Origin of the sequence: Flavobacterium celericrescens (assembly GCF_011392075.1) — a bacterium.
Taxonomy (GTDB): Bacteria; Bacteroidota; Bacteroidia; order Flavobacteriales; family Flavobacteriaceae; genus Flavobacterium; species Flavobacterium celericrescens.
On sequence record NZ_JAAJBV010000034.1, the window covers coordinates 1 to 235 of the forward strand.

Here is a 235-nt window from a genome sequence, read left to right on the forward strand (position 1 = left end):
GGAGCAACAACAATTTGTTCAGGCGCAACAGCTGTGGTTAGTTTCACAGGAACCGCAAATGCAACGATAACCTATACAGTTGATTCAGGAGCGAACCAAACTATTTTATTAGACGCAACAGGAAATGCGAGTGTAACTACACCGGTATTGACAGCAAACTCGACATATAATTTAGTAAGTGTAGCAAGTGCAACAACACCGGTTTGTAACAATACCGCAAGTGGAAGTGTGACAA

At 42.1% G+C, this 235-nt stretch carries 1 protein-coding gene; it reads left to right on the top strand.

Going from position 1 to position 235, the window contains the following annotated elements; all coding sequences use genetic code 11:
* Positions 1-235 (top strand): hypothetical protein (locus G4L40_RS12930; protein WP_166237597.1); only part of this gene is annotated, 235 nt, incomplete at both ends.